The organism is Clostridium sp. AM28-20LB (genome assembly GCF_003480665.1).
GTDB lineage: Bacteria > Bacillota > Clostridia > Lachnospirales > Lachnospiraceae > Otoolea > Otoolea fessa.
Map to the genome: position 1 here is coordinate 69,591 of NZ_QUJN01000002.1, position 24,263 is coordinate 93,853.

Genomic DNA, 24,263 nt, shown 5'->3' on the forward strand with positions numbered 1-24,263 from the left:
CGGCAGCTCGAAAAAGCTGGCGCTTTTCCTCGCTGTCGGGCATTCGCCCTATAAAGAAAAAAAGAGATAACGGATGCTGCTTATGTGCAAGCACAACGCGTCATCCGCCATCTCTTTTTTTCTTTGCACGCCTCATTGCTAACGCACAAAGTGCCTGCCCCACAGCTCTCGGTCTGCGAAACAAGCACTTGATAGTGCGCCTTCAGGGACTCGAACCCTGGACAAATAGATTAAGAGTCTACTGCTCTACCAACTGAGCTAAAGGCGCTTATTTTGTTTTCTTGCGGATGCCTCATCCGTAAGACATGTGTTATTCTACTCCATCCAGAATAAAATGTCAACAGTTTTTTAAATATTTTTAAAAATATTTTAAAAAGCATTATTTTCGGTATTTTTAAAACAGATAAGGGTATGGGCGAAGGAGACTCAGAGGGTATATGGGATGCAGCCATGGGAGAAATGACGAGGTGGGTTTTGCACATGGGACGGTGGATAAGTCTGGAAAGAACGTCGTGGAAAGGGGATCACAGATTTGGGTGTTTGTAAAGGGAGAAAATGATTTTTGTGCAAAATTCTGATTCGAAAAAATATAGGGGAATCCTCTTCCATTTTTAATCTAATTGGTGTATGCTTAAATACGTCACGACGAACACACTATATATTGTGTTATGAAAGAAAACGAGTTCAATATTTTGTGTGTAATTCTAAAAATTACCTAAATACAAATCAAAAATAAAGCCAATCGTAAGACAAGTCGGAACGGAAAAGAATCCTGTCAGTGAAGGCATCCGGACATGAAAAATAGCCTGTCAGAAGAAGGCGTTGCTCTCATGAATGAGGAAATGAGAGTAAGCTGGGGGACGGGAAATGGATACAGATGGATGTTCGATGTATGCCATAAAAGTAGAAAGAGAAATCACAGAAACGGGAACCGGCGAGTCAATTTATAGATTATAGAAGACAAGTCATAAAACGGGCTTAAGGGTAAGGAGAGGGAACAGGGATGGAAGACACAGTAACAACCAATGTAATCAAACGAAATGGAGAAGAAGTACATTTTGACCGGGCGAAGATCGTAAATGCGATCACGAAAGCAAACGGCAATGTGGAGCGTATTCACCAGATGAACCCGTACCAGATTGAAGCGATTGCAGATACGATCGCCGAGCAGGTGCAGGAGATGCCGCACGCGGTGAATGTGGAAGATATCCAGGATATGGTAGAGACCAGCATTATGGAGATGCGTGGTTATGAGGTTGCACAGAAATATGTGCGCTACCGCTACCGCAGGGAGTTAAAACGCAAGTCCAACACGACCGATAACGGCATCCTGGCACTTTTGGACCATATTAATGAAGAAGTGAATCAGGAAAACTCCAACAAGAACCCGGTCATCAACTCGACCCAGCGTGACTACATGGCGGGCGAGGTCAGCAAGGACTTATCCAAGCGTGTGCTGCTGCCGGAGGAGATCGTCCGCGCGCATGAGGAAGGCATCATCCATTTCCATGATACCGACTATTTTGCACAGAAGGAGCACAACTGCGACCTGATCAATCTGGAGGATATGCTGCAGAATGGCACTGTGATCAGTGAGACGATGATCGAGAAGCCGCACAGTTTCTTTACGGCCTGCAACGTGACTACCCAGATCGTGGCGCAGGTAGCCAGCAACCAGTATGGCGGACAGTCCTTTACTCTGGCGCATCTGGCACCGTTTGTGGACATCAGCCGTCAGAAGCTGCGCAAGAACGTGATTGCAGAGCGCACCGAGTGCGGCGAGGCACTGGATGAGGATATCATCAACCGCGTGACCGAACGCCGTCTGCGCGAGGAGGTTAAGAGCGGCATCCAGACGATCCAGTACCAGCTTATCACCCTGATGACCTGTAACGGACAGGCTCCGTTTGTCACGGTATTTATGTATCTGGACGAGGTTCCGGAGGGACGGACCAGAGATGACCTTGCGATGATCATCGAGGAAGTGATGCTGCAGAGAATGCAGGGCGTCAAGAATGAAAAGGGCGTCTGGATCACACCGGCGTTCCCGAAGCTTATCTATGTGCTGGATGAGGACAATATTACGGAAGGTTCGAAATATTGGCACCTGACTGAGCTGGCAGCGAAATGTACCGCGAAACGGATGGTTCCGGACTACATTTCTGCTAAGATTATGAAAGAATTAAAGAAGGGCGAGGTTTACCCGTGCATGGGCTGCCGTTCTTTCCTGACGGTAGAGGATTCCCAGATGCTGCCGAACGGCAAGCATAAATTCTATGGACGTTTCAACCAGGGTGTTGTCACGATTAACCTGGTCGATGTGGCTTGTTCTTCGGAGGGAGATATGGACCGTTTCTGGCAGATTCTCGATGAGAGACTGGAACTGTGCCATCGTGCGCTCCGCTGCCGTCATGAGAGGCTGCTCGGCACGATCTCCGATGTGGCGCCGATTCTGTGGCAGAATGGTGCGCTTGCCCGCCTGAAAAAGGGTGAGACGATCGACAAACTCCTGTACAACGGCTATTCTACGATTTCTCTGGGATATGCAGGTCTGTATGAGATGTGTATGCGGATGTTAGGAAAATCCCACACCGATCCGGAGGCGAAGCCATTTGCACTGAAAGTTATGCAGCGTCTGAATGATAAATGCAAAGAGTGGAGAGAGGCGGAGAACATCAGCTATTCTGTATACGGCACGCCGATGGAGTCTACGACTTATAAATTTGCAAAATGCCTGCAGAAGCGCTTCGGTATCATTCCGGGCGTTACGGATAAGAACTATATCACGAACAGCTACCATGTACACGTATCCGAGAAGATTGACGCGTTCAGTAAGCTGAAATTTGAGGCAGAGTTTCAGAAGCTCTCCCCGGGCGGTGCGATCAGCTACATCGAGGTGCCGAATATGCAGACTAATATTCCGGCAGTTCTCTCTGTGATGCAGTTTATCTACAATAATATTATGTATGCGGAGCTGAACACCAAGAGTGATTTCTGTGAGAAGTGTGGCTATGACGGCGAGATCAAGATTGTTGAGGATGAGGCTGGCAAGCTGGTGTGGGAGTGCCCGAACTGCGGCAACCGCGACCAGAACAAGCTCTTTGTCGCACGCCGTACCTGCGGCTACATCGGAACCCAGTTCTGGAACCAGGGACGTACCCAGGAGATCCGCGATCGGGTGCTGCATCTGTAGGATGTGGTGAAAGCCTCCGAGAGTACATTGGTCTAGGGGAGGAAGATATGTATTACGGAACCATCAAAAAGCATGATATTGCCAACGGTCCTGGCGTGCGCGTCAGCTTGTTTGTGTCGGGCTGCCGCCATCACTGCAAGGGCTGTTTCAATGCGGAGACGTGGGATTTCCGATATGGACAGTTATATACAGAAGAGACGGAGAAAGAGATTTTAGCGGCATTGGAGCCGGGATATATACAGGGCTTTACGCTGCTCGGCGGAGAACCGTTTGAGCCAGAAAACCAGATGGAACTGGTACATTTACTCCGGAAGGTGCGCGAGACGTATCCGGAGAAGGATATCTGGTGCTACAGCGGCTATCTGTGGGATCGGGATCTGGCAGCCGGCGGCGTGGTCCATACAGAGGTGACAGACGAGATGCTGTCCTATGTGGATGTGCTGGTGGACGGAGAGTTCGTGGAAGCGGAGAAGGATCTGACCCTGCAGTTTCGCGGAAGCCGGAACCAGAGGATTCTGGAGCTTAAGAGAATAGGAAGAAAATAATAAGAATGAGATAAAAAGCTGCTGCAGATCGGAAAAAACTTTCTGATCTGCGGCAGCTTTTTGCATTACAAGGGAGGTACAGCAAGCATATACGTGCCTTTGTAATCCGGGGCAGGCTATCATAAGTGGATATTTTCTTCAAGGGGCATAAATAACCCACCTAAGCATCCGCATTTGTGGTAAGATGGACTTAATAGGGGGTATAGCTATGGAGTCTGGAATTCTGATGATTGTGATAGTGGTTATTGGTGTCTTTTATCCGGTATATACAGCCTGGATTTCTCTGGTGGCGGCACCGGTGTATCTAAAGATAGGTTTCCTGTTTGCGATGGCAGGAGCACTTCTCGTCATGAGAATCCTGCGGAAAGAAAAGCAGATAAAATGGATAGTTCTGATCGGCATTCTGGGGGCATATGCCTGGAGTCTGTATAGTTGGTATGACGAAGAGTGCCATTACCAGTATGCGAGAAGCGTGCATGGAGATTCGGGCAATGCTTTGATGCTGTTTGTTGGCACCTTTACATGTCTGATACCGTTGTTTTTGCTGGATGCCGAACTGACCTTTTGGATGGAGTCCCGGAAGAAAAAGAAAGAAGAGAGTCCTGAATCTGAGAAGGAAACAGAGAAAAAAGAAAACCGTCTGGCAGCAGGAATGAAAAACTGGTTTGGAAAGCATCGCCAGACTCTCTGTACGCTGCTTATCTGTGCGATGGGCTGTGGACTTCTCGTGGTTCTGCTATATCCGTATAAGTGCTGGGAGGAAGGATGTTACAATCTGGCCTTTGATGGCATATACTGTGAACAGCACAGGGCAGAGAAGATAGAAGAAAGTAAACGGGAAGAAGAGGAACGTAAAAAAAGAGAACGGGCTGAGCTGATAGAATTACAGAAGAAAAAAGAAGAAGAGGAATCCAGAAGCCATGAGGAATATCTTAAACGGATAGAAGAGGATCCCTTGTGGGAACTGAAACAACGGAGTCGTAAAAACACACCTGCGCAGAGGGGAATACCACCGGTGCAAAAGAATCTCCAGAATCCCTATGCAGCGTATGATGCAGGATATGATGATGTTATGGAAGGTGATGATTATGACTGGGATCGCTACCGCCGGGATTCAGAATATGCCGATGGTGTAGATGATGCCCTGGATGAGCGGGAAGAGTATGGACGGGATGACTGGTAAGGTATCTTGCTGGTGGACGCCTTATATATAATATTCGGATAGGTTAAGCGGTACTGTCTTTTCAGAGGCGGTACCGCTTCTGTTTTTAAAAATAGGATCACCAAAAAGAGCTGTCACAAAAGCCGGTGCAAACCGTCGGTTGACAGCTCTTTTTTGGCGTGCGATCCGCACATGAAATCACTTGTTTCCGAATGTTTAATACATTCCATCGTAAGGATCTTCTTCCTCATGAACTTCAAATAGATCGCCGGGCGTACAGTCCAGTGCGGAGCAGATGCGGGCGATGGTGCTGAAGCGGATGGATTCAGTTTCATTGTCCAGAATTCGGCTGGCATTTTTATAGCCAAGCCCGGTCATGGCGATAAAACGGTATTTCGTCAGACGCTTTTCAGCCAAAAGTTTATGAATGCGAAGTTTAATCGTGACAGTTTTCAATTCGGAATTTCCTCCTTTGTATACACACAGTGTCACATTAAATATAAAGGATTTTCAATGTGCGGATAACTGGCTTAAACAATAGCTGATGTAAAGAAACTGATAGATACATTAAAAAACTGTTCACTGGTTTGTGTAAAAAAAAGAACTGCCACGCTCATGACAGTTCTTACGAAAACAAATAGATAGTAAAAAACATCAGCTGTGAATCGCCTCTAAGGCGCCTCACTCCCCCCATTCTCTTCTGCGTAAAACATCCGGTACTGCGCCGGGGTGATGCCGATCTCCTGCTTAAATACGCGGATAAAATAGGATGGGATCCGCAGTCCTACCATCTCACCGACCGACTGGATCGTGGCGTCGGAGTGGAGGAGAAGCTGGGAGGCGTGTTCGATGCGTAGTTTTTTCAGGTACTGCATCGGGCTGGCACCGTATGCCTGGTGGAAGCTGCGGATTAAGTGGGACGGGCTGTAGGAATACTGGCGCGCCAGATCGTTTAAGGAGATCTCCTCCGTGTAGTGGGCATCCAGATAGTCGCGCAGCGTCCGGGCGATGCTTTCCTTCTCGCGGCTGTAGCAGTACGGCGCATAGAGAACCTGGAGAAATTCAATGAAATCATTCTGGAGCTCAAACGGCGTCCGCACGGAGGACGGAAAGCTCTTTTTCTGTGTGTATTTGCTGAAAGAAACCAGGTTCATCCGCTGCAGGTACTTTTCCAGCTTCTCCCGGTTGGCTTCCGGCACGGTGCCGGTGCGCGGCAGGGAGAGAATGAAATTCTGCGGCGAATAGTAAAATTTCGGCGCGGCGCGCCGGGTTACGTTGTCCGGGTAAAATTCATCGGACAGGCTGTATTTGCCGTTGGTATAGAAATGCACCCAGCTCGTCGTGGTCTTTTCCTGGCAGACGCGGCTGCCGCGGTGCGGGGTATCGGGGGTAATGATAAAAAACTGCCCGGCATTCAGTTCAACGCGGAACGGATCCTGTTCGAGATATAAAGTTCCGCTGTGAACATAGATAAGATCAAAGACATTTCGGATCGTCCGGCGCTCATGGATATCGCCGGGGCGGTAAACACATCCGCCTCCGACGATAAAATAAGGAAGGGGCGGACAGTTTAAATTAATAAAATTCATGATGTATGTACTCCCGTTTAAATAAAAACAGCCACGTAACAGGAATCCTGTCTGAACCGCAGAGAAGCAAACGAAAAACAGGACAACTTTGTCAGGTTGTTAAACAAATTTAAAATATCAATTTTATTATATCAAATAGAGAGAAAAACAGCAAGAATCTGTTTGGAAAATCCCTTGTATTTGCAGAAATAAAACACTCTACTTGGGAAAATAAGAGGGGATGAATGAAAAATAAAGAAAAATCAGAGAAAAAGAAAGAATGAAATCAGGCTGATTTTGTTCTATAAAAATACGCGTATTCTTTTCTATAATATGCAAAATGTGTTAGATCGCTTTTCTACTATTTGAATGGTATACTTATAAGAAAACATACAAAAAAAGAAGTCTTTTTCAGATTATTAATAGGCGCTTACGGATAAGTGAATAATAAATCAGGAGGTTTTCTGTGAATGATAAAAAAGGAGACAAGTTTCATTGATTTGAAACAGGTAAAGATAGACGACCCGTTCTTTTCGCGGGTACAGAATGTGGTAATTCACACGATGCTTCCGTATCAGGAACGGGTGCTTCACGATGAGGTGTCCGGAATCCGAAAGAGCCATGTGATTAAAAACTTCCGCATTGCAGCGGGAGATGAGAAAGGAACGTATTACGGGCGTGTATTTCAGGACAGCGATCTGGCGAAATGGCTGGAGGCGGTGGCGTACTCACTGACCGTCGAGGCAAATCCAGAGCTGGAGGCGCGTGCCGATGCGATCATCGACCTGATCGGGCGGGCGCAGCAGCCGGACGGCTACCTGGATACCTATTTCATTGCGGCGGAGCCGGAACATAAGTGGCAGAACCTGACGGACTGCCATGAGATGTACTGTGCCGGACATATGACGGAGGCAGGCGTCGCGTACTATCAGGCGACGGGAAAGACGAAGCTTTTAGATATCTGCTGCAAGCTGTGCGATCATATCGATCGGCGGTTCGGACGGGAAGCAGGCAAAGTAACCGGCATTCCGGGACATGAGGAGATCGAGCTGGCGCTGATGCGGCTTTATCAGGCAACCGGGGAAGAGAGATACCGGAAGCTGGCGGCATATTTTATCGATGAGCGCGGACGGGATCCGGAGTTCTTCCATAAAGAAGCGGCGGCTAGAAGCTGGAGCCGCACCGATTACATGGACAAGCAGCCGCCGTCCTACATGCAGAATCACAAGCCGGTGCGTGAGCAGGATACGGTGGAAGGACACGCGGTCCGCTGTATGTATCTTCTGACGGCGGCGGCAAACCTGGCAGCGCAGAATCATGATGAGGCGCTGATGGCAGCCTGCCGGAAGATGTGGGACAACATGGTAGACCGGCGGATGTACATAACGGGTGGAATCGGTTCCACCTATTACGGCGAGGCATTTACCGTGGATTATGATTTGCCGAATGACACCGCTTACGCGGAAACGTGTGCGGCGGTGGGGGTCTGCTTCTTCGCGAAACAGATGCTGGAGGCGGATCCGGACGCGCGGTATGCAGATATTCTGGAGCGGGAGATTTACAACGGAACTATCAGCGGCATGCAGTTAGACGGAACGAAATTCTTTTATATCAATCAGCTTGAAGCCAATCCGGGCATGCCGACCAACGCATATGGCGAAGAAGAATACACACCGGAGCGGATCGGCTGGTATGACTGTGCATGCTGTCCTCCGAACCTGGCGCGTCTGATGACCTCACTTGGTTCCTATGTATGGTCTTCAAGTGAAGATACGATCTATTCCCACCTGTTTGTCGGGGGAACGGCTACCTTTGAAACAGCGGGCGGCGTGAAGATAGCGCTTACATCGAAATATCCGTGGAACGGCTCCGTTACCTACACGGTAGAACCGGAGCAGGCGGGAGCAGAATTTACTTTGGCAGTCCGTTATCCGGGCTGGTGCCATCAGATGCAGGTGAAGGTCAATGGCATACCGGTTTCCGGGGCAGTCAAGACAGACAAGGGCTACTGGATGATCCAGAGATGTAGGACGGATTTTGCGGACATTCAAAATAAAAAAGAATGTGGAGGTAACAGACAATGGCAAAATCATTATTTGAGGAACTGGGCGGCAAATACGAAAGGCAAGGGGATTATTTGATACCGTGCTTAACTGTACCCGCCGAAGAAGAACAGGCAATAGGCATCTGGGGGCAACGGCATTTAGATTATCTAAAACAGTACCGTAAAGTTACATACACCAATCTTCTTACAAGCGGCAGGCTAAACGCCTACCTTGCCGACATCAACAGACAGGCACAGGAACGCTTTGAAAGGCTCATAGAGGGTATGAAACAGGCACAGGGCATAACGGAACAGCTAAAGGCAGAAAACGCCTTAGAATGGACAGGATGCCTCAATAACATAAGGGCTTGTGCGAGGGAGATTGTGGAAAAGGAAATTATTTTTGCATAAACAGATGATTAGTGGCAGGGGGAAATCCTGCCGCTTTTTCTGCTTTAGTTTGTCAGCTTGACAAATAAAGGGTTAAGGAATATAATTAGATTCAGTATTATACAAGGAGTTAATAAATATGCGGCAAGGTATTCTTAAATAAACTGTCAATTTGATAGTGGGAACAAAAAGTAGCAGTCTCGTTTCACTTTTAATATGGGGCTTAGTTTTTTGTACCCAGTTTAAGAATACTTTTATCATGTAATTTTATATGCCCGAAAACATATAAGTGTTTTGGGGCTATTGGAGTTATTTACCCAGTGATAGGAGTATTTATCACTGGGTATTTTTATGCCCTTTTTTGGGTGTTGATAGGAGGAAAATCACATGAAAATAATTAACTTAGGCATTCTGGCTCACGTTGACGCAGGAAAGACAACATTAACGGAAAGTTTATTGTATACCAGTGGTGCAATTGCAGAACTAGGGAGCGTAGATGAAGGCACAACAAGGACAGATACAATGAATTTGGAGCGTCAAAGGGGAATCACTATCCAGACAGCAGTGACATCTTTTCAGTGGGAGGATGTAAAAGTCAACATTATAGATACGCCAGGCCATATGGATTTTTTGGCGGAAGTATACCGTTCTTTATCCGTATTAGACGGAGCAGTATTATTAGTTTCTGCAAAGGATGGCATACAGGCACAGACCCGTATACTGTTTCATGCACTACAGACAATGAAGATTCCGACAATTTTTTTCATCAATAAAATTGACCAAGAGGGGATTGATTTGCCAATGGTATATCGAGAAATGAAAGCAAAGCTTTCTTCGGAAATTATAGTGAAGCAAAAGGTTGGGCAGCATCCCCATATAAATGTAACGGACAATGACGATATGGAACAGTGGGATGCGGTAATTATGGGAAACGATGAACTATTAGAGAAATATATGTCAGGGAAACCGTTTAAAATGTCAGAACTGGAACAGGAAGAAAACAGGAGATTCCAAAACGGAACGTTATTTCCCGTTTATCACGGAAGCGCTAAAAACAATCTGGGGATTCGGCAGCTTATAGAAGTGATTGCCAGTAAATTTTATTCATCAACGCCTGAAGGTCAATCTGAACTATGCGGGCAGGTTTTTAAGATTGAATATTCAGAGAAAAGGCGGCGTTTTGTTTATGTGCGTATATATAGCGGAACATTGCATTTGAGGGATGTTATTAGAATATCTGAAAAAGAGAAAATAAAAATCACAGAGATGTGTGTTCCGACAAACGGTGAATTATATTCATCCGATACAGCCTGCTCTGGTGATATTGTAATTTTACCAAATGATGTTTTGCAGCTAAACAGTATTTTGGGGAACGGAATACTGTTGCCGCAGAGAAAATTTATTGAAAATCCTCTCCCTATGCTCCAAACAACGATTGCAGTAAAGAAATCTGAACAGCGGGAAATATTGCTTGGGGCACTTACAGAAATTTCAGATGGCGACCCTCTTTTAAAATATTATGTGGATACTACAACGCATGAGATTATACTTTCTTTTTTGGGGAAAGTGCAGATGGAAGTCATTTGTGCCATCCTTGAGGAAAAATATCATGTGGAGGCAGAAATAAAAGAGCCTACTGTTATATATATGGAAAGACCGCTTAGAAAAGCAGAATATACCATCCACATAGAAGTCCCGCCAAATCCTTTCTGGGCTTCTGTCGGGTTGTCCATAGAGCCGCTCCCTATTGGAAGCGGAGTGCAGTATGAAAGCAGAGTTTCACTTGGATATTTAAATCAATCGTTCCAAAATGCGGTTATGGAGGGGGTTCTTTATGGCTGCGAGCAGGGGCTGTATGGATGGAAAGTGACAGACTGTAAAATCTGTTTTGAATATGGATTGTATTATAGTCCTGTAAGTACCCCCGCAGACTTTCGGCTGCTTTCCCCTATCGTATTGGAGCAGGCTTTAAAAAAAGCAGGGACAGAACTATTAGAGCCATATCTCCACTTTGAAATTTATGCACCGCAGGAATATCTCTCACGGGCGTATCATGATGCTCCAAGGTATTGTGCAGATATTGTAAGTACTCAGATAAAGAATGACGAGGTCATTCTGAAAGGAGAAATCCCTGCTAGATGTATTCAAGAATACAGGAACGATTTAACTTATTTCACAAATGGGCAGGGAGTCTGCTTGACAGAGTTAAAAGGATACCAGCCAGCTATTGGTAAATTTATTTGCCAACCCCGCCGCCCGAATAGCCGTATAGATAAGGTTCGGCATATGTTCCACAAGTTAGCTTAACAGCTTGCAAAAGTCATATAAAATGAGATTTGAAAGGATTAGAGACTAATTATGATGAAATGCGAATGGATATTGTGTCCTGTTTGTGGGAACAAAACCCGTAATAAAATTAGGAAGGACACTGTTTTGGAGAATTATCCCCTTTATTGTCCAAAATGCAGACAAGAAAGATTGATTAAAGTTGACAACTTGAAGATAACTGTCATCAAAGAGCCAGACGCTTAAGACGCAGAGCCGATGAAATTGTGGAACAATTCACGAATCATCGGCTCTTTTTGTTTCGTATTTGAAAGAACAAACTCACCAAATAAAAAAAACGATATTCGGGTGGGTTATTTTGTTATACCCTAAATTACCCTCTGAATTTGTTTTTAAATTTGGAGGGATTTTTTTATGTCCTTTTTTCGGGCAGTTATCTATCTGCTCATACGAAGCAAAATTTATCAATACATAGCATATCAGAGAACGGCAGGAAACCAGTTAAAAAAATTTCTGCCTATGCAACGGCACTTCCTGCCTTGAATGTAGAAGTACAATCTCCATACAACAGAATTAATATTTCCCATAACCGTAAAGGTCATAGAGCCTTTGCGGTTTTTCTTTTGTCGATTTTTGTTGGAAAGTGCCATAGGGCTATTAGTGGTGTTAGGTGTCGTTCGCCACCTCTCCATCTGGATTTTGAACATTTCAAAAATTCAGATGGGAGGTACTTACAGTGAAATACGCACCGAGAAAGGTATATATCAAGGAAAGCGGCAGATATGTGGAACTGTCCTATACGGATTTCTGCCGCCGCAGGGAATCCGACCAGACCTATATGGACAAGCTGTTTATCCCCATTCAAGGCTGTCTGCTTGAAGTCGTGAGGGAGCAATACACGGACTTCTACCGAGATAAGGAACGGTGGCGTTATCTGAAAAAATTAGATACGAAGAACAGCCTGCTTTCTCTGGATGGATTTACGGACAGCGAGGGGAAGCCTTTAGACTTTATCGCTGATGAAGCGGCAGACATTGCGGAAACCGTTGTCAATGCGGTTATGGTGGACAGGCTGAAAGCCGCCCTGCCTTTGCTGTCGGATAGTGAACAGGAATTGATACAGGCAATCTTTTTTGACGGACTTTCTGAGCGTGAAGTCGGGGCGAGGTTCGGCATAACCCAGAGCGTTGTGAACAAACGCAAAGCCAGAATCCTAAGAAAACTAAGAAAGATAATAGAAAATTAAAATTTAAGGCGTTCAGCCCCCTTGTTTTTTCCTTTGGGAAAATGAGGGGGTTTTTCTCTGCCCTCTCAATCAATTCTGATTGGAGGAAAAGAAGCATGGCATATAACCACGGACGGGAGGACAGGAAATGGCGTATCTGGAAAGAAGCGGAGGAAAAGCTGCTGCGTGAGTGCGGCGTTGATGAAGCGACCATTGAGCAGATACGCATTGCGGACAGGGCAGACTTCAATTCCAACAGGCGGTTTTACCGATGGACGAATGACATTGCGGAATACCTTGAGGACATGGCAGACAGGGAGCGGCAGACGGAAGTGGGTACGGTTGCGGAGTTACTGGACGAGATTGAGAGCGAAAATCTCTATCAAGTATTAGTCGCGGTGGACGGGCGTACCTTGAAAATCGTCCTGCTGAAAATGCAGGGGTATTCCACAAAGGAGATTGCCCCGCTCGTGCATTTGACGACTGGTGCCATCTATGCGAGGTTAGACCATCTGCGGAAGAAGCTACGAAAATTTTATAGCGTCTAAAACAGCCTGCCGTCCTGCGGGCTACTGGGTGAGGGATGGAAATCCCCTCACTTATTTTTTGCAGGAGGCAAGCGGGATGGCATACAGAGTTAAGGCGTACACGCTTCGGGAGGAATCCACGGAAAGCGGCACAAGGTATTTTATCAGCTTTAAGGACGGGCAGGGCAAATCCCACGAGTTGGAAGTGTCGGAACAGTTCTTTATGGAGTTTCGGCAGATGGAACGCAGGAACAGGAATCTCCTCCAATGGGACGAGCGGCACAGGGAGTTTTCGGAAGTATGGGACGAAACGCTGAACAGGCGGGCGTTGAAGCTGCCTAAGAGCATAGAGGAACAAATGATTGAGGCAGAACGGGCAGAACTGCTCTGTAAGGCGGTTGACGGACTGCCAGAGATACAAAGGCGGCGTTTCCTGCTCTACTACGAGTATGAGTTCAATTTTTACCAAATCGCCGCTATGGAGCATTGCACCGCTTCGGCAATACAGAAATCTGTTGCGATTGCAAAGGAGAAAGTAAAGGCGGAAATGAGGAAGTATCTCCAACCGTGACCGACACCGCCCGAAAAAGAAATCTGTTTTTTATTTGTGTGGGATTGGCGGCATTACATACTCTCACTTTTTCTTCGTGGGAGTAAATCTATTTTTAAGGAGGTCAACGCCTATGTGCAACGAAAACAAAAACACCGCCCGAAAGGAGGAAAGCCATGCAGAAGTTACAGACAGTCAACGCCGAAACGCTCCTTTATGAACCGCTTGAGAAGCCGTCCTTTGTGGTGGACAGCCTTATCCCCACAGGCTTGTCGCTGTTCTGCGGCTCACAGAAGATAGGAAAGAGCTGGCTCATGCTGAAGCTATGTTTATGCGTGTCGCAGGGACTTCCCTTGTGGGATATGCCGACAATGGAGGGCGACGTGCTTTACCTCTGCCTTGAGGACACGTTCTGCCGTATACAGGACAGGCTGTTCCGATTGACGAACGAAGCGAGCAGGCGGCTTCACTTTGCCGTGGCAAGCTGCAAGCTGTCAGACGGTCTTATCGTGCAGCTTGAAGATTATCTGAAAGATTACCCAAACAGCAGGCTTATTGTCATTGACACTTTGCAGAAAGTCCGTACAGCTTCAAAAGACAATGCCTACGCAAGCGACTATGGGGACATCTCACTAATCAAAGACTTTGCCGACAGGCATTCATTGGCGGTCATTGTCGTACACCACATCCGAAAGCAGAATGACAGCGATGTGTTCAACAAGGTGTCTGGGACGACAGGCTTAACGGGGAGTGCGGACGCTACCTTTGTTCTGGAAAAGGAGAAACGGGCATCCGACACCGCCAAGCTGTATGTGACGGGCAGGGACACGCCCTATCAGGAATACACGCTGCGTTTCCGTGATTGCAGTTGGGAACTTGTGGAGAGAAAAACGCAGGAGCAGCTTGCGAAAGAAACGATACCAGACGTCCTTTTTCGGTTGGTGGATTTTATGAGGGATAAGGAAGAATGGGCAGGCACGGCAACGGAGCTGTTAGCCGCTATGCGGGAAACGGAAACCATACCCACGGTGATTACGAAATGGCTCAATGAATACCGCACCACATTTTTAAATGAGAACCATATCGTTTATCAGTACAGCCGCAAAAAACACGGCAGGCAGATTTCGCTTGCAAAGCGGGCGGGTGACAGCGGTGACGGTGGTGACAGCGATATTGGGATACCCCCTGTTACTGTCATTGACGCTTAAAGCCGTGTAAAGCTGGCGACTCTGCCCTGCGGGTGACAGCGGTGACGGCGGTGACAGTGATTTTAGGATACCCTGCCGCTGTCATCCCTGCGGGAGAACACCCCGTAAACGCAAAGTGCAGGCGTAGGATTTACCCGCCCTTTTCGGCGTGTAAAACCACCCCTGCGGTCAGAAAAATCCTTCCGATTTTTCCGACTGCGTTTACAGGGTGTAACACACTACACTTTGCCCTGCAAAGTCGTGTGCCAGACGTTCCCTCTGGACTCCCTTATGGCAGGTCTTACGCCCTGCTTATCCTACGCTCCACGCTTCGGATAAAAGAATGGCAGCATGACGGTGACGGCTCTTGCGAGGGGGTATTCCAAAAACACCGTCATCATCGACATGACCGTCATGCAGGGAATAAGGGTGACAGTTGAGGCAGTCGGTAGGGGGTATCCCAAAACTGCTGTCACCGCCGTCACCGCTGTCACCCAAAGGGCAGTTTACCCGCCGAAGAAAGGAAGATGATGAATTATGCCCTATGCAATCCTGCGTTTCCAGAAACGCAAAGCGGGCGGCGTTGCGGCTTGCGAACGCCACAACGAGCGTAAAAAAGAAGCCTATAAAAGCAATCCAGATATAGATATGGAACGCTCGAAAGATAACTACCATCTTGTGAATCCGCCGAGGTACACCTACAAGAAAGAGATTAACCGCATGGTAGCCGAAGCAGGGTGCAGGACGAGGAAAGATAGCGTGATGATGGTGGAAACGCTTATCACGGCTTCGCCAGAATTTATGAACAGCCTGCCGCCCAAAGAACAGAAAGCGTATTTTACGATGGCTCTGGATTTCATTTCAGAGCGTGTCGGGGAGAAAAATATCCTCTCCGCAGTCGTCCACATGGACGAGAGAACGCCGCATATGCACCTCTGTTTTGTGCCGATTACACCAGACAATAAGCTGTCTGCCAAAACAATTTTAGGCAATCAAAAGAGCCTGTCCGAATGGCAGACCGCCTACCATGAGCGGATGTCCTCACGGTGGAATCAGCTTGAAAGAGGTCAGTCCTCAATGGAAACGAAGCGGAAACATGTCCCCACATGGCTCTATAAGTTGGGCGGCAGGCTTGATAAACAGTATGAGGAAATTGTGTCTGCACTGTCCGACATCAACGCCTTTAATGCAGGGAAGAAGCGTGACAAGGCTCTGGAACTGATTGCGGCATGGCTCCCAGACGTGGAGAAATTCTCAAAGGAAATCAGTAAGCAGAGTGCCTATATCAATAGCCTAAAGGAGCAAATCGGGCAGGAATCAGACTATGCGGGGCGTATGCGTGATGAAAAGTATGAGCAGGAACTAAAGGTGCAGAAAGCGAACCAGAAGATATTTGAGTTGCAGAGAACCAACGAGCAGATGGGGCGGCTGCTCTCAAAGATACCGCCCGAAGTGTTGGAAGAATTGCAGAAAAACCATAAAAGCAGAGCGAAAGAAAGGTAGATATGTGAATGAAGAAACAGGATTTTAAGGTGTTAAAGACCAAAGACTTGTACCCGTTTCCCGACAATCCGTTTCATGTGGCAGAGGATGAAACGCTGTCAGAATTAGCGGAAAGCATCAAGGAATTTGGCATTGTCACGCCGATAATCACACGCCCGAAAGAGGACGGGAACGGCTATGAAGTGATTGCAGGGCAGCGGCGTGTCCGTGCGTCTGAACTTGCAGGGATAAATACCGTGCCTGCGTTTGTCCTGCCCTTAGACCGTGACCGAGCCATCATCACCCTTGTAGACAGTAATTTACAGCGTGAGAATATCCTGCCATCAGAGCGGGCGTTTGCCTACAAGATGAAATCCGAAGCCATGAAGCGGCAGGGTTTCCGCACAGACTTAACCTCGTCACAAGTTGTGACGAAGTTGCGGACGGACGACAAGGTGGCACAGGGCTTCGGCGTAGGCAGGATGACCGTACAAAGATTTATCCGTTTGACGGAACTGATACCGCCGATTTTGCGGATGGTGGACGAGGGGAAAATCGCCCTCACGCCTGCGGTGGAACTGTCCTTTTTGAAGAAAGACGAGCAGGAAAACCTCTTTGCCACGATGGAGAGCGAAGAAGCAACGCCCTCACTCTCACAGGCACAGCGGATGAAAAGCCTAAGCCAGAGCGGGCGGCTTGACATGGATACGATATTTGCAATTATGACGGAGGAAAAGGGAAACCAGAAAGAAACCTTGAAAATCAACACAAGCAAGCTGAAAAAGTATTTTCCGAAGAACACAACGCCGAAGCAGATGGAGGAAACCATCATTAAACTTTTGGAGCGTGAATTGCAGAGGAAACGGGGCAGGGACAGCCGCTAATCTTCTCTTTTCGGGAGGTAAATGCAGAAAATTGAGGTATGAAGAATGAAAGAAATCCAGTATGAGATTGTAAAGGAAATCGCCGTATTGTCTAAGGGCGACAGCGGCTACACAAAAGAAATCAATCTTATCTCATGGAACGGAAGAGAGCCGAAATATGACATCCGCAGCTTTTCCCCGAACCGTGAGAAGTGCGGAAAGGGTATCACGTTGAACGCTGATGAAGCAGCAGCACTCCTTGAAGCATTACAGAAAGAAGTAAACAGCGGGGATTGATGGTATCTGATTGACAGGGCGGGGCGTTTCCAGACGTTCTCCTGCCCTGTCTGGAAAGGAAGATTTAAGTATGGGCGAGGATAAGAAAGCAGATAAAAAGAGAAAGCGTATCGTGCCGAAAGCACCAGTTCAGATGATAATCAGCCGTGAATATGTCGGCACGCAGACAGTCACAGAAGCGTTTATCCCGATTATTTCCGAGGATATTCGGAAGAAGATTGCCGAGGGCGACACCTTCGACAATGAGGGGCTGTCCGCTTAGAATGTACGCAATGGAACATGAAAACAGATAGGACAGATATGGAGGTTTTACAGTATGGCAGGAATAAGAATGGAGAACAAGATTTATGAAGTCGGCATGTACTGCCGCTTGTCAAAAGACGATGGCACGGATAACGAGAGTGCGAGCATTGCGACACAGAAATCCATCCTCACGGATTATGTGAAAAAGCAGGGATGGCACTTAGCAAAAACGTATGTGGACGACGGTTACTCTGGTACAAATTTCCAAAGACCAAGTTTCCAGAACATGATTAAGGACATTGAAAGCGGTCTGATAAACTGCGTTATCACGAAAGATTTATCTCGTCTGGGGAGGAACTATCTTGATTGCGGACTGTATCTGGAAGTGTTTTTCCCAGAGCATAATGTGAGGTATATAGCGGTCAATGACGGCGTGGACACGCTCAATAAATCCGCTATGGACATCACGCCTTTCCGCAACATCCTAAACGAAATGTATTCCGCCGATGTGTCGGTCAAGATAAAATCGGCGTACCGAGCGAGGTTTCAGCAGGGGAAATTCATGGGGACGACAGCACCATACGGTTACGTCAAAGACCCCGCCGACCACAACCATCTGCTGATAGATGACAAAGTTGCCCATGTGGTAAGGGAAATATTTGACCTTGCGTTAGCGGGCAACGGAATCGCCAAAATCCGCAAGCACATCAACAAACAGCATATCTTACGCCCCGCCGCTTATGCGGCGGAGCAGGGGGCAACAGGCTATGAGAGGTATTTTGAGGAGAATGAGGAGAACCGTTATATTTGGAGCGAGAACAGCGTAAGGGGCATTTTAAGAAGCCCGATATATGCGGGAAACCTTGCAGGCTACAAGCGGATTGCCGCCAACATGAAAAGCAAGAAACGCCCCTCTAAGCTGCCCGAAGAATGGGAAGTGATACCAGACACCCATGAGGGGATAGTCACGCAGGAGGAATTTGATACCGTACAGCAGCTTATTACAAGCCGCAGATTACCAGAAAACAAGGGCGGCTTTGAGAACATCTTTGCAGGCGTTATTAAGTGTGCGGACTGCGGCTATGCGATGCGGGCTATGAGTGCCAACAGGAGGAAACGCCCCGACATCATCGACTGCGTACAATATTCCTGCAATAATTATGGCAGATACGGTAATATCATGTGTACCGCACACAGCATTGAAGCGAGGGACTTGTTCAACGCTGTCCTCACCGACATCAACCGATTTGCGGATATGGCAGTCAATGATGAAAAGGCAGTGAGGGCGATTGAAAAGCGGCTCACGGAAACAGACCAGAGCAAGGCAAAGGCACTGGAAAAGGAGCAAAGAAAACTGAACAAACGCCTTGCAGAACTGGACAGGCTGTTTTCCTCACTCTATGAAGATAAGGTGATGGAGCGTATTACCGAGCGGAATTTTGAGATGATGTCGGGAAAATACCAGAAAGAACAGCTTGAAATTGAAGCAAGGCTGAAAGAGGTAACGGAAACGCTCAGCGACAGCTATGAGAAGACGCAGGGTGTCCGTGATTTCCTCTCCCTAATCCGCAACTATCAAGGCATTAAGGAACTGGACGCAACCATCATAAACGCACTTATAGACAAGATACTTGTTTCGGAACGTGAGAAACTTACAGACGGAATGGTGCGGCAGGAAATCAAGATTTATTATAAATTCATCGGCTTTGTCGGTGAATTACATATCACACCGACAAAGCGGTGGACTGCGTTAAAGCCTAAGAATTGTACGGTGTGCGGTGTTGAATATGTTCCCCGCTCTGGCATATCGAAGTATTGTCCTGCTTGTGCCAAGAAGATACAGAGGGAGAAATCAAACGAGAGCAAACGCAGGAGCAGGGAGCGAAACAGACAGGCATGTATTGAACTGTCCGCAAAAAATGACCGACTGAAGCTGGCAGCCTGGTGATACTGTTTCCTGCGAGATGGAGATGGAGCCGGAGCGGGTCTATGCACACCCGATGGTGCGGGCGGATGCCGGATGCGTGGCACTCAGACGCGGACCAATCATCTACACCTTTGAGGGCGTGGACAACGGAGAGGATCTTCAGACACTGCGGATTCCGCGGGAGGCGAAGATTGAAGCGCTTTCGTATCAGGCGGATCTGCTGGAAGGTATCGTGGCGCTGCGCGTGACGGGCTGCCGGAAGAAAGCGGCGGTTAATCCGGCGCTTTATGCAGAAGATGCGGCACCGGAAAAGATGGTAACCCTGCAGGCAATTCCGTACTATGCATGGTGCAACCGCGGCATGACGCATATGCGCGTGTGGATGCAGGAATAGAGAGATAAAACCGTTTGTCTTATTTTATACTTCGGAGTTGAAAGAATATCCGGGCTATAAGAGAAGGAGAGAGACGTATTATACTAAGAAAGAAGGGAGTACGGACATGAAGAAATATATCGGAAAACGTATCATGATTTCTCTTGTCACGCTTCTGATCATCATCCTGGTACTTTTTATGCTGCTGCAGCTGATGCCGGGATCTCCGTTCAACGATGAAAAGCTGACCGCGGATCAGATTGCGATGATGTCGAAGAAATATGGACTGGACAAACCGTTGATCGTACAGTTTTTCACGTATGTGAAGAACCTGCTGCAGGGCGATTTTGGTGTATCGTATGTTATCTCCAAGGATACCTCCATCTCGGTTCTGTTAAAGAACCGTGTGCCGGTCAGCTTTGGAATCGGACTGGAGGCAGTTTCCTTCGGTGCGGTAGTCGGACTGATTTTAGGTATTCTGGCAGCGCTCAAGAAAAATAGCTGGCTTGATACCATCTGTACTGTGATTTCAGTTCTGGGCGTCAGCCTTCCGTCCTATGTTTTTGCATTGGTTATGGCATATTTCATCGGCTACAAGGCACAGTGGCTGCCGCTTCTGTTTGACGGCAAGAAGTTCTTCGCATCGTCGATCATGCCGATGCTGGCGCTGTCGATGTTTACGGTAGCGACGGTGGCTCGATTTACGAGAACCTCCCTTCTGGAGGTGCTGGACAGCGACTACATGCTGCTTGCGGAGAGCAAGGGAATCACGGGACGCCCGCTTCTGGTGCGCCATGCACTTCGAAACGCGCTGATCCCGATCATTACGGTACTGGCGCCGCTGGTTGTCGATCTGATGATTGGTTCCCTGGTTATCGAGAAGATCTTCTCGATTCCGGGCATCGGAAGTTTAATGATTGCAGCGATTCAGTCCAACGATTACAACGTGACGATTTCGCTGGCATTTATCTACAGTGTCATGTACATTGTCCTGATGCTGGTGGTTGACGTCCTGTACGGAATTATCGACCCGAGAATCCGTCTGGCGAAGAAATCGGATTGAGAGGTGATGGCATGAAAAAACGGAGTGACGAAAAGACAGATGAGAAAATGACAGTCGGGGATGTGGCTTCCGTTCGGGAGCATGTGTTATCACCCGAAGAATATTTAAGCCAGATCGAATTTCTGGACGATGATTTTGAATTCCAGCACAAAGACGGCTTTGAACATGTCGATACAAACTTTGCAAGCCAGAGCTACTGGAAAGAGGCAATTGCACGGTTTAAGAAAAATAAGGGCGCAATGTTCAGCTTTGTCTGTATTCTGTTTCTGATTGTGATGGCGCTTGTCGGACCTCACATGAACCAGTTTACCTACGATCAGCAGATTATTACCAACCAGAACATGGCGCCGAGAGTGCCGGGACTGGAAAATATGGGTATCTTAGATGGTTCTGAGACGATCCGTACATCCACCGGAAGCAAAGAAATCAACTATTATGAGAGCAACGATCTGACCGATACCTACTACTGGTTTGGTTCCGATTCGCTGGGACGCGACCTCTGGACCAGGACCTGGAGCGGAACGCGGATCAGCCTCTATGTAGCGGTTCTGGCGGTATTCATCGACCTTGCGTTTGGTCTGACGTATGGACTTGTATCCGGATATTTCGGCGGAAAAGTCGATATGATCATGCAGCGTATCGTCGAGATACTAAACAGTATTCCGTACCTGATCACGGTTACCCTGCTTTTGTTAGTTATGAAACCGGGGCTTATGTCTATCACGTTCGCCCTGATGTTTTCCGGGTGGCTGGGCATGAGCCGAATCGCCCGCGCGGAGGTCTTAAAGCTGAAAGAGCAGGAATATGTGCTTGCTTCCCGGACGCTGGGAGCAAAGAGTTTCCGCATTATTTTCAAAGAGATTTTACCAAATATTTTTGGTCCTTTGATCACACAGACGATGTTCTCGATCCCGCATGCGATCTTTACCGAGGCATTCTTAGCCTTTATTGGCCTGGGGGTGCCGGAGCCGATGGCTTCGCTGGGTTCCCTGATTTCGAGTGGATATCAGAACTTTACAAGCCATCCGTACATGATCGTGTTCCCGTTAATTGTCATGGGACTTCTGATGCTGTGCTTTAACATGCTGGCGGATGGTCTGCGTGATGCATTGGATCCGAAGATGAAGGATATGTAGGAGGAAATGGCATGGAGAAAAAAGAAGAAATTTTACGAGTGCGGAATCTGGACATTTCCTTCGAGACGACAGCCGGAGTGGTCAATGCCGTCCGGGGCGTCAACCTGACGGTAAACCGGGGCGAGACGGTTGCAATCGTTGGGGAATCCGGTTCCGGTAAATCGGTTTCTGCGAAGGCGATCATGGGAATCCTGGCAAAGAACGGAACGATCGACCGCGGACAGATCACATTTTCATATTACCGTAACCCGGAGGAACGGGTCACCAGAGAAATTCTGCAGATGAAAAAAGAGGAAATCCGCCGCCATATCAACGGAAAACGGATCGCGATGGTCTTCCAGGATCCGATGACCTCCTTAAACCCGCTGATGCCGGTTGGGAAACAGATCATGGAAGGCATGATCTGGCATTACCATACACCGAAGGAAGAGGCATATGAGAAGGCGCTGGAGCTGATGAAGCTGGTCGGCATCACCGACGCGGAGAAGCGAATCAAAAACTATCCGCACCAGCTCTCCGGTGGTATGCGCCAGAGAATCGTCATTGCGATCGCACTGGCGTGCGATCCGGAACTTTTAATCTGCGACGAGCCGACGACGGCGCTGGACGTTACGATTCAGTCGAAGATTCTGGAGCTGATTCAGGAGATTCAGAAAAAACGGCAGCTGTCGGTTATCTATATCACGCACGATCTGGGCGTCGTTGCGAAGGTTGCCGATTATGTCAACGTCATGTATGCAGGCAAGATCGTCGAGAGCGGCACGGTCGAGGATGTATTCTACGATCCGCGCCACCCGTACACATGGGGACTTCTCTCCGCGATGCCAGATCTGGGAACGGACGACGAACGTCTTTACACAATCCCGGGCAGCCCGCCAAACCTGCTTCACAAGGTAACGGGTGATGCGTTTGCACCGCGGAATAAATATGCGTTAAACATTGACAGTCGTCTGGAGCCGCCGATGTTCAAGATATCGGAGACACACAGCGCCGCGACATGGCTGCTGCATCCGAAGGCGCCGAAGGTCGATATGCCGCCGGAGCTTCGGGATCGAATTGAGAGAATGAAGAAAGAGGGGGGAATCGCATGAGTACAGTGACAGAGACAAACAAAAAGCCCCTTCTGGAAGTAAAAGGACTCAAGCAATACTTTCCGGTCAGCCGGAAATTTACCGTAAAAGCGGTTGAGGATGTCAGTTTTTATATCAATCCGGGCGAGACCTATGGTCTTGTGGGGGAATCCGGATCGGGAAAGACGACGATCGGGCGGGCGCTGATCCGCCTCTACGATCCGACCGCAGGACAAATTACCTTTGACGGGATGGATATTTCCGGAAAAATGAGCCGCCAGACAGAGGCGAGACTCAGAAGTGATATGCAGATGATTTTCCAGGATCCGATGGCATGTTTAAATCCGCGCCAGAAAGTAGCGGATATCATTGCACAGGGGCTGGATATCCATCACCGGTACCATTCCCAGAAAGAGCGGACCGAGATGGTGGCAGACATCCTCCACAAGGTAGGTCTGGCGCCGGAACATGCAAACCGGTACCCGCATCAGTTTTCCGGTGGTCAGCGGCAGCGTGTCGGCATCGCCCGGGCGCTTGTCATGAACCCGAAGCTGATCATTGCCGATGAGTGTATCTCGGCGCTCGATATGTCCATTCAGGCGCAGGTTGTCAACCTGATGAAGGACATCCAGGACGAGACGGGGCTTGCATACCTCTTCATCGCCCACGACCTCTCGATGGTTAAATATATTTCCGACCGCATCGGTGTTCTTCATCTGGGCTACCTTTTGGAGACGGGCACGACGGAGGAGATTTTCTCCCATCCGGTACATCCGTACACCCGAAGCCTGATTTCGGCGATCCCGAACCCGAACCCGGTGGTAGATCGCCGCCGGATTGCACTGCACTATGATTATAAGACGAGCGGCCTGGATTACGGCGCAGGTACGATGCATCAGATTGAGGGCACACATTTTGTGCGCGGAACCGATGCAGATTTGGAAAAATGGGTGTAGATTTAAAAGAAAGCCGATGCATTCCGGCACAAAATCAACCATAATAAATGTGATAAAATGACCTGTTTAGCGGGTGATTTTATAGATGAGCCGAACCAGCAGACAACTGAGGATAGACAGCCGGGACCAGGAAATGCAGCATGAAACGGGAATGGTTTGGTTTTATTAAAAAAACA

General features: G+C 48.0%; 23 protein-coding genes, 1 tRNA gene and 1 pseudogene. 22 read left to right on the plus strand and 3 right to left on the minus strand.

From position 1 onward, the window contains the following. Positions 1 to 195 precede the first annotated feature (195 nt). Positions 196 to 268 (minus strand) — tRNA-Lys (locus DW739_RS05075). 735 nt (positions 269 to 1,003) lie between these two features. Here DW739_RS05075 and nrdD point away from each other — a divergent pair. From nrdD to DW739_RS05090, 3 genes are all read left to right on the plus strand, one after another. Further along, positions 1,004 to 3,193 carry an anaerobic ribonucleoside-triphosphate reductase gene (nrdD, locus tag DW739_RS05080; RefSeq protein WP_117796798.1) on the plus strand — a complete coding sequence of 730 codons (2,190 nt, stop codon included), beginning with the start codon at positions 1,004 to 1,006 and terminating at the stop codon, positions 3,191 to 3,193. 47 nt (positions 3,194 to 3,240) lie between these two features. Beyond that, the gene (nrdG, locus tag DW739_RS05085; RefSeq protein ID WP_118522276.1) at positions 3,241 to 3,738 is read left to right on the plus strand and encodes an anaerobic ribonucleoside-triphosphate reductase activating protein; all 498 of its coding nucleotides are present in this window, start codon (positions 3,241 to 3,243) and stop codon (positions 3,736 to 3,738) included. Positions 3,739 to 3,946: 208 nt separating this feature from the next. Then, positions 3,947 to 4,921, plus strand: coding sequence for a hypothetical protein (locus DW739_RS05090; protein ID WP_118742734.1), 975 nt, complete (start codon positions 3,947 to 3,949; stop codon positions 4,919 to 4,921). Positions 4,922 to 5,116: 195 nt separating this feature from the next. Here DW739_RS05090 and DW739_RS05095 read toward each other — a convergent pair whose 3' ends face one another. Both DW739_RS05095 and DW739_RS05100 read right to left on the minus strand, forming a co-directional pair. After that, positions 5,117 to 5,356, minus strand: coding sequence for a helix-turn-helix transcriptional regulator (locus DW739_RS05095; protein ID WP_022359127.1), 240 nt, complete (start codon positions 5,354 to 5,356; stop codon positions 5,117 to 5,119). 215 nt (positions 5,357 to 5,571) lie between these two features. Continuing rightward, positions 5,572 to 6,489 (minus strand): AraC family transcriptional regulator, encoded by a 918-nt coding sequence (locus tag DW739_RS05100; protein ID WP_117796802.1) that lies wholly within the window; start codon positions 6,487 to 6,489, stop codon positions 5,572 to 5,574. A gap of 449 nt (positions 6,490 to 6,938) precedes the next feature. On the opposite strand from DW739_RS05100, the gene DW739_RS05105 reads away from it, so the two are divergent. From DW739_RS05105 to DW739_RS05210, 19 genes and pseudogenes are all read left to right on the plus strand, one after another. Next, the gene (locus DW739_RS05105; protein ID WP_118742735.1) at positions 6,939 to 8,609 is read left to right on the plus strand and encodes a beta-L-arabinofuranosidase domain-containing protein; all 1,671 of its coding nucleotides are present in this window, start codon (positions 6,939 to 6,941) and stop codon (positions 8,607 to 8,609) included. Then, positions 8,549 to 8,923 (plus strand): TnpV protein, encoded by a 375-nt coding sequence (locus DW739_RS05110; protein WP_001129922.1) that lies wholly within the window; start codon positions 8,549 to 8,551, stop codon positions 8,921 to 8,923. Before DW739_RS05105 ends, DW739_RS05110 begins: the two co-directional genes overlap by 61 nt. Before the next feature lie 366 nt (positions 8,924 to 9,289). Next, entirely contained in the window at positions 9,290 to 11,209 is a 1,920-nt protein-coding gene (gene tet(O), locus DW739_RS05115) for a tetracycline resistance ribosomal protection protein Tet(O) (protein WP_002596250.1), read from the plus strand. Positions 11,210 to 11,260: 51 nt separating this feature from the next. Further along, entirely contained in the window at positions 11,261 to 11,434 is a 174-nt protein-coding gene (locus tag DW739_RS05120; protein ID WP_008724758.1) for a cysteine-rich KTR domain-containing protein, read from the plus strand. A 490-nt stretch (positions 11,435 to 11,924) separates the two neighbouring features. Then, positions 11,925 to 12,434, plus strand: coding sequence for a sigma-70 family RNA polymerase sigma factor (locus DW739_RS05135; protein WP_002596252.1), 510 nt, complete (start codon positions 11,925 to 11,927; stop codon positions 12,432 to 12,434). Positions 12,435 to 12,529: 95 nt separating this feature from the next. Continuing rightward, positions 12,530 to 12,961: a sigma-70 family RNA polymerase sigma factor gene (locus DW739_RS05140; RefSeq protein ID WP_002596253.1), complete on the plus strand. Its 432-nt coding sequence runs from the start codon at positions 12,530 to 12,532 to the stop codon at positions 12,959 to 12,961. A gap of 76 nt (positions 12,962 to 13,037) precedes the next feature. After that, entirely contained in the window at positions 13,038 to 13,511 is a 474-nt protein-coding gene (locus DW739_RS05145) for a sigma-70 family RNA polymerase sigma factor (protein WP_002596254.1), read from the plus strand. Between the two features lie 155 nt (positions 13,512 to 13,666). Next, on the plus strand, positions 13,667 to 14,698 hold the full coding sequence (locus DW739_RS05150; RefSeq protein ID WP_002596255.1) for an AAA family ATPase: 1,032 nt from the start codon (positions 13,667 to 13,669) through the stop codon (positions 14,696 to 14,698). A 330-nt stretch (positions 14,699 to 15,028) separates the two neighbouring features. Beyond that, positions 15,029 to 15,208: a hypothetical protein gene (locus tag DW739_RS05160; protein ID WP_004613323.1), complete on the plus strand. Its 180-nt coding sequence runs from the start codon at positions 15,029 to 15,031 to the stop codon at positions 15,206 to 15,208. A gap of 6 nt (positions 15,209 to 15,214) precedes the next feature. Beyond that, complete coding sequence (gene mobV, locus DW739_RS05165; protein WP_002596256.1) at positions 15,215 to 16,180, plus strand: MobV family relaxase; 966 nt, start codon at positions 15,215 to 15,217, stop codon at positions 16,178 to 16,180. An 8-nt stretch (positions 16,181 to 16,188) separates the two neighbouring features. Further along, positions 16,189 to 17,043: a ParB/RepB/Spo0J family partition protein gene (locus tag DW739_RS05170; protein ID WP_002596257.1), complete on the plus strand. Its 855-nt coding sequence runs from the start codon at positions 16,189 to 16,191 to the stop codon at positions 17,041 to 17,043. Between the two features lie 45 nt (positions 17,044 to 17,088). Next, complete coding sequence (locus tag DW739_RS05175) at positions 17,089 to 17,319, plus strand: PC4/YdbC family ssDNA-binding protein (protein WP_002596258.1); 231 nt, start codon at positions 17,089 to 17,091, stop codon at positions 17,317 to 17,319. A gap of 70 nt (positions 17,320 to 17,389) precedes the next feature. After that, positions 17,390 to 17,581, plus strand: a complete 192-nt coding sequence (locus DW739_RS05180; RefSeq protein WP_002596259.1) for a hypothetical protein — start codon at positions 17,390 to 17,392, stop codon at positions 17,579 to 17,581. 54 nt (positions 17,582 to 17,635) lie between these two features. Continuing rightward, positions 17,636 to 19,493 (plus strand): annotated as a pseudogene (locus tag DW739_RS05185) (recombinase family protein). A gap of 39 nt (positions 19,494 to 19,532) precedes the next feature. Then, positions 19,533 to 19,883, plus strand: a complete 351-nt coding sequence (locus tag DW739_RS05190) for a hypothetical protein (RefSeq protein WP_182427941.1) — start codon at positions 19,533 to 19,535, stop codon at positions 19,881 to 19,883. 4 nt (positions 19,884 to 19,887) lie between these two features. Then, positions 19,888 to 20,925 carry an ABC transporter permease gene (locus DW739_RS05195; RefSeq protein WP_118628367.1) on the plus strand — a complete coding sequence of 346 codons (1,038 nt, stop codon included), beginning with the start codon at positions 19,888 to 19,890 and terminating at the stop codon, positions 20,923 to 20,925. 11 nt (positions 20,926 to 20,936) lie between these two features. Further along, positions 20,937 to 22,061 (plus strand): oligopeptide ABC transporter permease, encoded by a 1,125-nt coding sequence (opp3C, locus tag DW739_RS05200; protein WP_243023734.1) that lies wholly within the window; start codon positions 20,937 to 20,939, stop codon positions 22,059 to 22,061. An 11-nt stretch (positions 22,062 to 22,072) separates the two neighbouring features. After that, a complete protein-coding gene (locus DW739_RS05205; RefSeq protein WP_118522274.1) occupies positions 22,073 to 23,152 on the plus strand; it encodes an ABC transporter ATP-binding protein in 1,080 nt (359 codons plus the stop codon). Continuing rightward, positions 23,149 to 24,087: an ATP-binding cassette domain-containing protein gene (locus DW739_RS05210; RefSeq protein WP_118742738.1), complete on the plus strand. Its 939-nt coding sequence runs from the start codon at positions 23,149 to 23,151 to the stop codon at positions 24,085 to 24,087. The genes DW739_RS05205 and DW739_RS05210 overlap by 4 nt, the downstream gene beginning before the upstream one ends. Positions 24,088 to 24,263: the final 176 nt, after the last annotated feature.